The sequence below is a fragment of the Mesorhizobium sp. M7A.F.Ca.CA.004.06.1.1 genome (assembly GCF_003999135.1).
In the GTDB taxonomy this organism is placed as follows: Bacteria; Pseudomonadota; Alphaproteobacteria; order Rhizobiales; family Rhizobiaceae; genus Mesorhizobium.
In genome coordinates this window covers 1-1,064 of the sequence record NZ_RZPQ01001198.1, presented here as the reverse complement: position 1 = coordinate 1,064, position 1,064 = coordinate 1, and the positions used below count along the sequence as shown (strand labels likewise).

At 62.3% G+C, this 1,064-nt stretch carries 1 protein-coding gene and 1 pseudogene; both read left to right on the top strand.

Going from position 1 to position 1,064, the window contains the following annotated elements; genetic code table 11:
* On the top strand, positions 1–330 hold a 330-nt coding region (locus EN906_RS35110; protein WP_245484404.1), incomplete at its 5' end, for a M3 family metallopeptidase.
* 361 nt (positions 331–691) lie between these two features.
* Positions 692–1,064, top strand: a pseudogene (locus EN906_RS35105) (proton-conducting membrane transporter); the annotation flags it as partial.

Sequence of the window (1,064 nt, the reverse complement as noted above, 5' to 3'; positions counted from 1 at the left end):
GTGCAGGCCGAAAGTCTGGGTCCCGCTATCAAGCTGCGCGAAGGCTACGAGGTGTTCTGGACCTACATCCCGCACTTCATCCATTCACCCTTCTATGTCTATGCCTATGCTTTCGGCGACTGCCTGGTGAACTCGCTCTACGCGGTCTACCAGAACGCCGAGCGCGGCTTTCAGGACAAGTATTTCGAAATGCTGCGCGCCGGCGGCACCAAACATCATTCCGAGCTTCTGGCGCCCTTCGGGCTCGACGCCACCGATCCCGCCTTCTGGCAGATCGGACTTGGCGTCATCAGCGGCCTGATCGACGAGCTGGAAGCGCTCGACGCTTGAAACGCGTCCCTCAGGCATCGCTCTAACAGTTTAGCCGGAATGCATGTTGGGACAGATCTACTATCACCCTAAATATCTGTTCTTGAAGTACTCTCCACCGAAGTTTTCCGATAGCTTTCCACAAGCTCTATGATAGCCTTCGCTCCAAGCTCAGCCGGAGCGCATGCGGATCGGCGAGGAGAAATCTCAGCCGGCCGTGTCGCTCAGGCGAACGCGACAACGGCCGTTGGCCATGGGCAAGCAAAGCCGATCGCCGCAGCTCGAACCGAAGCCGGCTGTTCTGCTTACCGCGGAACCACCAAGAGTAGTCCTTCGCCGAAGGTCATGACCCACGGCAGACGGATCTGACTGGAGAGAGACAATGGGCACTTTTTTCTACGTGGTCCTGGCGTTCCTGATAGGCGTGTTGGTCGGCTGGTTCCTTTGGGGGCGCCTGCGCGGTGAACTCGACAGCTTGCGCGGCGACCTCGACCGTACACGCAGCGAACGCGACAGGCTGCGCACCGACGGCGACCGCCTGACCGGCGAACTCGATGCATGCGGCAAGACCCGCGCCGACCTCGAGCGCCGGCTGCGTGAAGCGTCGGCCGCACCTGCCGCCGGAAGCAGCGCGGCAAAGCCGGCAAGCCAGGCGCCGGCGGCCCTGATGTCGACCCCCGCGACAGCCAAATCCGCCGCCACAAAGCCAGCGCCGGCCAAACCGGCCGCTGCGAAAGCGGTCCCTGGCAAGGCGG